This window comes from Pseudolysinimonas sp., from assembly GCF_057350545.1.
In genome coordinates this window covers 41,303-49,031 of record NZ_JBMRCP010000034.1, presented here as the reverse complement: position 1 = coordinate 49,031, position 7,729 = coordinate 41,303, and the positions used below count along the sequence as shown (strand labels likewise).

General features: G+C 71.2%; 7 protein-coding genes. 4 read left to right on the top strand and 3 right to left on the bottom strand.

Features of this window, described 5'->3' with window-relative positions:
* Positions 1 to 25: 25 nt before the first annotated feature.
* Positions 26 to 508 carry a CarD family transcriptional regulator gene (locus ACO1X9_RS04955; protein WP_191283440.1) on the top strand — a complete coding sequence of 161 codons (483 nt, stop codon included), beginning with the start codon at positions 26 to 28 and terminating at the stop codon, positions 506 to 508.
* Between the two features lie 46 nt (positions 509 to 554).
* Positions 555 to 1,709 (top strand): 2-C-methyl-D-erythritol 4-phosphate cytidylyltransferase, encoded by a 1,155-nt coding sequence (gene ispD / locus ACO1X9_RS04950; RefSeq protein ID WP_486349722.1) that lies wholly within the window; start codon positions 555 to 557, stop codon positions 1,707 to 1,709.
* 75 nt (positions 1,710 to 1,784) lie between these two features.
* On the opposite strand, the gene ACO1X9_RS04945 is transcribed toward ispD, so the two are convergent.
* A complete protein-coding gene (locus ACO1X9_RS04945) occupies positions 1,785 to 2,261 on the bottom strand; it encodes a GNAT family N-acetyltransferase (RefSeq protein ID WP_486349721.1) in 477 nt (158 codons plus the stop codon).
* A 34-nt stretch (positions 2,262 to 2,295) separates the two neighbouring features.
* On the opposite strand from ACO1X9_RS04945, the gene cysS reads away from it, so the two are divergent.
* Positions 2,296 to 3,711 (top strand): cysteine--tRNA ligase, encoded by a 1,416-nt coding sequence (gene cysS, locus ACO1X9_RS04940; protein WP_486349720.1) that lies wholly within the window; start codon positions 2,296 to 2,298, stop codon positions 3,709 to 3,711.
* A 2-nt stretch (positions 3,712 to 3,713) separates the two neighbouring features.
* Positions 3,714 to 4,703, top strand: a complete 990-nt coding sequence (gene rlmB / locus ACO1X9_RS04935) for a 23S rRNA (guanosine(2251)-2'-O)-methyltransferase RlmB (protein ID WP_486349719.1) — start codon at positions 3,714 to 3,716, stop codon at positions 4,701 to 4,703.
* Here rlmB and ACO1X9_RS04930 read toward each other — a convergent pair.
* Positions 4,700 to 5,341, bottom strand: a complete 642-nt coding sequence (locus ACO1X9_RS04930) for a helix-turn-helix domain-containing protein (RefSeq protein WP_486349718.1) — start codon at positions 5,339 to 5,341, stop codon at positions 4,700 to 4,702. The genes rlmB and ACO1X9_RS04930 overlap by 4 nt on opposite strands.
* Positions 5,342 to 5,475: 134 nt before the next feature.
* Positions 5,476 to 7,728, bottom strand: coding sequence for an MMPL family transporter (locus ACO1X9_RS04925; protein ID WP_486349717.1), 2,253 nt, complete (start codon positions 7,726 to 7,728; stop codon positions 5,476 to 5,478).
* Position 7,729: the final 1 nt, after the last annotated feature.

The following is a 7,729-nucleotide window of genomic DNA, read 5'->3' as shown; positions in this document are numbered from 1 at the left end:
GGCGGTCTGCGGAAGGAACAACTCCATGCTTTTTGAGGTCGGCGAAACCGTCGTTTACCCCCACCATGGCGCCGCCACCATCATCGAGGTCAAGAACCGGGTGATCCGAGGCGAAGAGAAGCTGTACCTGAAGCTCAACGTCACCCAGGGTGATCTGACCATCGAGGTGCCGGCTGACAACGTCGATCTGGTCGGCGTCCGAGATGTGATCGGCAAGGAGGGCCTCGACCGCGTGTTCGAGGTGCTGCGCGCCCCGTTCACCGAGGAGCCCACCAACTGGAGCCGCCGCTACAAGGCGAACCTCGAGAAGCTCGCCTCGGGCGACGTCATCAAGGTCTCCGAGGTCGTGCGCGACCTCTGGCGTCGCGACCAGGACCGCGGCCTGTCGGCCGGTGAGAAGCGGATGCTCGCGAAGGCTCGCCAGATCCTCATCTCCGAGCTCGCGCTCGCCGAGAAGACGGACGAGGAGAAGGCGTCCACCGTCCTCGACGAGGTACTGGCCTCTTAAGCCGTCCTCGCCCGGGCGCACAGTTCGTCCTCGGTCGGAATCCCTCGTGCCAGAGCTAGGAATCGTGGTCGTCGCCGCGGGAAGCGGCACGCGGCTCGGTCATTCCGAGCCGAAGGCGTTCGTCGAACTCCGCGGCAAGGCCATCCTCGAGCACGCGCTCGCGGGCGTCTTCGACTCGGTCGAGCCTGCGCAGGTCGTGATCGTCGCACCGGAGTCCCGTCTGGCGGCGGCGCGCGCGATCGCACGACGAGTCGCCGGACCGGCCGAGGCATCCGTCTCGGTCGTCGTCGGCGGTGAGACACGACAGGCCTCTGTACTCGCGGGGCTCGCCGAGCTCGACGCCGACGTCGATGTCGTGCTCGTGCACGACGCGGCGCGGGCCCTCACCCCGGGCACGCTCACCGATCGCGTGGTGCGCGCCGTGCGCTCGACCGGCGGCGGTGTCATCCCGGCGTTGCCCGTCGCCGACACGATCAAGCGCGTCACCGACGACATCGTGCGCGAGACGGTCGACCGCAGCGCCCTCGTGCACGTGCAGACCCCGCAGGGCTTCCCGCGCGCAGCGCTCGACGCGGCCTACGCCGCGGCGACGACCGAGTTCACCGACGACGCCGCCGTGTTCACCGAGAACGGCGGCACGGTGACGACGGTCGAGGGTGACGCCCGCGCGTTCAAGATCACCACCCCGTGGGACCTCCGCCGTGCCGAGAACGTGCTCGGGGCGCGGACGGGCGGACTCCGCACGGGCCTCGGGGTCGACGTGCACGCCTACGACGAGACGTCGCCCCTCTGGCTCGGCGGCCTCTACTGGTCGGGCGAGCCGGGGCTCTCCGGACACAGCGACGGGGATGCCGTGCTGCACGCGATCTGCGATGCACTGCTCTCGGCGGCCGGTCTGGGCGATCTCGGCAGCCGGTTCGGCACCGCCGATCCACGCTTCCGCGGTGCCGCGAGCGAGGTGTTCGTGAAGGAGACGCTCGCCCTCGTCTCCGGCGCCGGGTTCTCGGTCGTCAACGTGAGCGTGCAGGTCGTCGCCGCGCGCCCGAAGATCGCGCCGCGGCGCAGCGAGCTCGAAGCGCGGCTCAGCGAGCTCGTCGGCGCACCCGTGACGCTCGGGGCGACGACGACCGACGGGCTCGGGTTCACCGGCCGGGCCGAGGGGATCGCGGCGATCGCGACCGCGCTGCTGTCGGCATCCTGACGATCTCGGTCGTCGAGTAGCGCCGCAGGCGCGTGTCGAGACGTCACGAGGGTCTCGACACGCCCGCTGCGCGGGCTACTCGACCGCCGAGAGGGACTTGGTCATGAAGACGCTGAACGGGTTCTCGGGATAGTCGCCGAAGGGGCCGCACTCGATGAAGCCCTCGCTCTCGTAGAGGCGGCGGGCCGGCAGGAAGTCGTCGGGCGTCCCGGTCTCGAGCCACAGCGTCGTGATACCGCGACCGCGCGCCTCGGCGACGATGTGACGCAGGATCGCGCGGCCCGCGCCCGTTCCGCGCGCCGCGTCGGTGGCGCGCATCGACTTGAGTTCGCCGTTCGTCGCGTCGAGCTGCGTGAGCGCTCCGATGACGACGAGTTCGTCGCCCGCCCACCCCGACCAGAACGTGATGCCCGCACCGCGCAGGGCGTCGACGTCGAGGGCGAAGACGTTCTCGGGCGGCGTCGAGTCGTGCATTCCGAGCAGGTGGTGGGCGACGAGCGCGCGCGTCGCGTCGCCCGTCAGGTCGTCGACGCGGAAGACGAGCTCGGGCACGTCACCAGAGTAGAGGCGCGGATAAGCTCGGGCGGTGAGCATCCGGCTGTACGACTCGAAGGCGCAGGCGACGGTCGACTTCGTCCCGCGCGAGGCGGGCAAGGTCGGCATGTACGTCTGCGGCCCGACCGTGCAGTCGTCGCCCCACATCGGGCACCTCCGCAGCGCCCTCGCCTACGACCTGTGGCGTCGCTGGCTCACCTACCGTGGGTTCGACGTCACATTCGTGCGCAACGTCACCGACATCGACGACAAGGTGCTCGCCAACGCGAGCGAGCGCGAGCCGTGGTGGGCGGTCGCCTATCGGGTCGAGCTCGAGTTCACGCGCGGCTACAACGCGCTCGGCATCCTGCCCCCCACCTACGAACCGCGGGCGACGGCGAGCATCCCGGGGATGCAGGAACTCATCGCCGTGCTGATCGAGAAGGGCAACGCCTACGTCGCCGACGACGACACGGGCGACGTGTTCTTCTCCGTGGCGTCGTGGCCGTCCTACGGCGACCTCACGAACCAGAAGCCCGACGACATGGCGGCGTCGGCCGACGCCGAGACTCGCGGCAAGCGCGACCCCCGCGACTTCGCCCTGTGGAAGGGTACGAAGGCGGGCGAGCCCGAGTCGGCGTCGTGGGAGTCGCCGTGGGGGCCGGGTCGTCCGGGATGGCACATCGAGTGCTCCGCGATGTCGCGGCGGTACCTCGGGCCGGCCTTCGACATCCACGGCGGCGGACTCGACCTGCGCTTCCCGCACCACGAGAACGAGCTCGCCCAGTCGACCGCAGCCGGGGATGCCTTCGCGACGCACTGGGTGCACAACGGACTCGTCGTCGTCGACGGTCAGAAGATGTCGAAGTCGCTCGGCAACTCGATCTACGCCTCCGAGTTCCTCACCGCGGCGCGACCGATCGTCGTGCGCTACTACCTCGGCAGTGCGCACTACCGCTCGACCATCGACTACCACGCCGGCTCGCTCGTCGAGGCGGAGGCCGCGTTCCGCCGCATCGAAGGCTTCCTCGATCGGGCCTCTACGGCGATCTCCGCGACGCCCGAGGTCGAGCAGACCGGTGCCGTCGCGGTGCCCGAGGCATTCGCGACCGCGATGGACGACGACCTCGGGGTGCCGCAGGCGCTCGGGGTGCTGCACGAGACCGTGCGGCAGGGCAACGCCGCGCTCGACGCGGCCGACACGGCACGCGCGGCGAGGCTGCGCGCCGAGGTCACCGCGATGCTCGGCGTGCTCGGGCTCGACCCGTCCGCACCGGAGTGGGCGACCTCCGCCGACGGCGGCGCGGCCGAGACGACCCTCACCGCGCTCGTCGAGCATCTGCTGACCGAGCGCGAGACCGCGCGCTCGTCGAAGGACTTCGCCGCGGCGGACCGGGTGCGCGATGCACTGGCCGCCGCCGGGGTGACCCTCGAGGACACCCCCACCGGACCGAAATGGAGCAGTTGAGAATGGTCAAGCCTGGACGACCCGGAGCACGGGGCAACAAGAAGGGCCCTACCGTCGGCACCGGCGGTCACGGCCGCAAGTCGCTCGAGGGCAAGGGCCCGACGCCGAAGGCGACCGATCGCAGCTGGCACGTCGCCGGCAAGCGGAAGGCCGCTCAGGACCGCCTCGCCGAGGCCCGCGCCAAGCACGGCAAGGGCGGCGACGCGAAGCCCGCCCCGCGCGGACGTCCTCCGAAGAAGGACGGCGACGCCGAGATCGTGACCGGCCGCAACTCGGTCGTCGAAGCTCTGCGCGCGAAAATCCCCGCGACGACGCTCTACCTCGCGTCGCGATTGGAGATGGACGACCGCATCAAGGAGGCCATCTCGATCGCCGGCAAGCGGGGCATCCCGATCGTCGAGGTGATGCGACCCGAGCTCGACCGCCTGTCGGGTCCCGACGCCGTGCACCAGGGCATCGCCCTCAAGGTGCCGCCGTACGAGTACCGCCACCCCCTCGAGCTGCTCGACGAGATCATCGCGAGCGGCAAGACGCCGCTGCTCGTCGCGCTCGACGGCATCACCGACCCGCGCAACCTGGGCGCGATCGTACGTTCCATCGCCGCGTTCGGCGGCCAGGGCGCGATCGTGCCGCAGCGGCGCAGCGTCGGCATGACGGCCTCCGCGTGGAAGACGTCCGCGGGGGCCGCCGTGCGCGTGCCGGTCGCGATGGCCGGCAACCTCACGACGACGCTCAAGGAACTCAAGGCGCGCGGCGTCTTCGTGCTGGGCCTCGACGGCGGCGGTGACGTGTCGCTCCCGGCTCTCGAGCTCGCGAAAGAGCCCGTCGTGATCGTCGTCGGCAGCGAGGGCAAGGGGCTGTCTCGACTCGTCACCGAGACGTGCGACGCGATCGTCAGCATCCCGATCGAGTCGTCGACCGAGTCGCTCAACGCCGGCATCGCGGTGTCGGTCGCGCTCTACGAGGTCTCGCGGAAGAGGGCCGCGCGCTAGGGTCCGCTCGCGCGCGACACGGGGGCGTCCCCCGGACGCCGCCGCCCCACGACGAACCACACGCCGCGCGCCGGCGCGTCGCCGCGGTTGGCGTAGAGGTGCGGGCGCACCGAGTCGAACTGCAGCGAGTCGCCCGCGCGCAGGACGAAGGTGTCGAACTCGAGCTGCAGCTCGAGCTCGCCTTCGAGCAGGTAGGCGTACTCGATGCCGGAGTGGCGCATGAGACGGCCCTCGATCGAGCTCGACGCACCCGGTTCGTACGTCACGAGGAGTGCATCCGCGGGGCCGTCCTCGCCCGAGGCGAGGCGTTCCCAGCGCACCCCGTTCTCCATCTCGAGCACCGGGTTCTGCCCGCCGTGTCCGAAGTGCGGGTCCGACGGTTCGGTGGGCGGGCGTCGCGGGTCGGTGCGCGAGCGCCGTCGACGCGCGGGCGGGCCGCCGTCGTCGAGGAGGTCGTCCATCGAGATGCCGAGGTGGCTCACCATCGCGTAGAGCGTCGAGACCGACGGCTGGGTCTTGCCCGTCTCGACCTGCGACACGAGCGACGCCGAGACGCCGACCGCTTCGGCGACTCCGCGCAGGCTCAGCCCCTGCTCGAGTCGAGCGCCGCGCAGCCTCGCTCCGATCTGCGTCGCCACGCCGTCTCCGTCCTCATCGACCGATTCGCGTCCGCGGTGTGAAGTTGCAGCGAACGTTCACCCCGAGGTGCGACTCACCCTAGCGGAATCCCGGGCCTTCGAGTTCATTCAGAGTGAACATCCGCGGCGATGGCTCAGTGGGTGAGCCCGAATCGCGTGTGCAGAGCCTTCATCCACCGCGGCGCCCACCACAGGATGCGACGCTGCCAGGTCATGAACGCGGGAACCAACAGGCAGCGCACGATCGTCGCGTCGAGCAGCACGGCGACCGCGAGCGCCGTGCCGAGCTGCTTGATCACCATGAGGTCGCCCGTGGCGAAGCCGGCGAACACGACGATGATGATGAGCGCCGCCGAGGTGATGATGCGGCCGGAGCGTTGCAGCCCGCGCGCGATCGCCTCCTCGTCGTTCACACCCTGCGCCGTGAGCTCGACGATGCGCGACAGGATGAACAACTCGTAGTCCATCGCGAGACCGAAGCCGAAGATGAAGGTGAGCACGAGAACGAGCACGTCGACCCCGTGCACCCGCTCCGCCTCGAAGTTCATGAACCCCGCGAAGTTGCCGTACTCGAAACCCCAGACGGGCACCCCGACGCTCGCGCCCAGGGAGAGCGCGCTCGCGACGAGTGCCTTGAGCGGGATGACGAGCGAGCCGGTCATGAGGAACAGCAGGATGATCGTGCCGAGCGCGAGGACGAGGGCCGCCCACGGAGCACCTCGGAGGAGGGCGTCGGTGAGGTCGACGGTCCGCGCGTCGGACCCCGTGACGAGGGCGTCTTCGAGAGCGGGGTCGGCGTCCCTGTCGGCGCGGAGCTCACGCACGACGTCGGTGCCGTTCCCCGCATCGTCGACCCGCACGACCGTCTGCCAGCCGTCACCGACCTCGACGGTCGGCCCGACCTCGTCGACGTGGGGGAGTCCGGCGACGTGTTCGGCCCAGTCCTCGCCTGTCGCCGCGTCGAGGGTCACGAGCGCGACACGCGGCGTCGTCGCGGCCGGGAAGTGCTCGTCGAGCGCGTCGATGAAGGGATACGCCGTGGCGGAGCGCGGCGTCGCGTCGAGGCTCGTGTTGGCGATCGTGAGGGTGGCGAGTGGCGTGCCCACGAGTACGAGCACCGCGACACAGCCGAGGGTGACGATCGCCGGGTGCCGTTGCACGCGTCGCGCCAGTCGGGAGAAGAAGCCCTCCTCGGGCGCGACGTCGCCGAACCGCGTGAGCAGCCGGCCGACCCCCGGCAGGCGGGTGAGCAGCCCGGGCCTCGCCAGGCGATCGCCCGTGAGCGACAGCAGCGCGGGGACGAGGGTCACGGCCGAGATGATCGCGATGACCGTGACGCCGATCGCCCCCAGGCCGACGGCGCGCACCATGCGCGGCTCGAAGACGAGCAGACCCGCCGACGCGATGAGGAAGACGAGCCCCGAGTAGAACACCGTGCGCCCTGCGGTGCCGGCGGTGCGGGTGATGGCGGCGAGCCGGGCCGCTCGCGAGGCCCCCGCGGCCGCGACGCTCGGGCGGTACTCCTCGCGGAAGCGCGACACCATGAGCAGCCCGTAGTCGATCGAGAGCCCGAGCCCGACAGCGGTGATGACGTTGATGACGGTCGAGTCGATGTCGGTCAGCTGCGTGACGCCGAAGAGCAGCCCGAGCCCGCCGCCGATCGCCGCGCCCGCCCCGACGAGCGGGATGCCGGCGGCGAGGAACCCGCCGAACACGACGAGCATCACGACGAGTGCGATCGGCAGCGCGACCCCTTCGCCCCGGCGCAGGTCGTTCTCCGACACCTCGAGGATCGAGTCGACGAGCAGCCGCGCCCCGCCGACCTCCACCGTCGCATCGGGGTAGGCGTCGCGGTATTCGGCGGCGGCGGCGTCGAGTTCGTCGTGCGCCGCATCCACGGCGACGGGATCGGGCTCAGCCGCCCCGTCGCCCTCGACCGTGAGGGTGAGGAGGAAGCCGTCACCGTCCTCCGCGAGCAGCCGGGCGATGCGCGGGTCGGGCTCGCCCGACGGGAGAGGGGGGACTCCGAACGGCGCCACGAGCGTCGCGGAGTCGAGGTCGGCGACGCGCGCGGCGAGGTCGGCGGCGATCATCCCGGCCTCGGGGTCGGCGGGGTCGACGCCGTGCACGAGCAGCGTGAGCGACTCCCGCTCGTCGGCGTCGCCGCGCAACAGGTCGTCGGCGCGCGAGCTCTCCCCGTCGACGCTCGGGGGGTCGCCCTGGAGGCGCTCGAAGAGGGTGTCGCCCGTGACGCCGCCGACGGCGGTCGCGAGCGCGGCCGCGAGCAGCAGCGCCCACGTGACGACGGTGACGACGGGATGTCGCGCGGCGAGACCGGCGAGGCGTGCGAGGGATCCCCGGGGTGCCGGGGTGAGCGGTGCCGACATG

Bases quoted from the DNA above. Each gene is read 5' to 3' on its own strand.
- ACO1X9_RS04955 (WP_191283440.1), top strand. From the start codon at position 26: ATGCTTTTTGAGGTCGGCGAAACCGTCGTTTACCCCCACCATGGCGCC.
- rlmB (WP_486349719.1), top strand. From the start codon at position 3,714: ATGGTCAAGCCTGGACGACCCGGAGCACGGGGCAACAAGAAGGGCCCT.
- ACO1X9_RS04925 (WP_486349717.1), bottom strand. From the start codon at position 7,728: ATGTCGGCACCGCTCACCCCGGCACCCCGGGGATCCCTCGCACGCCTC.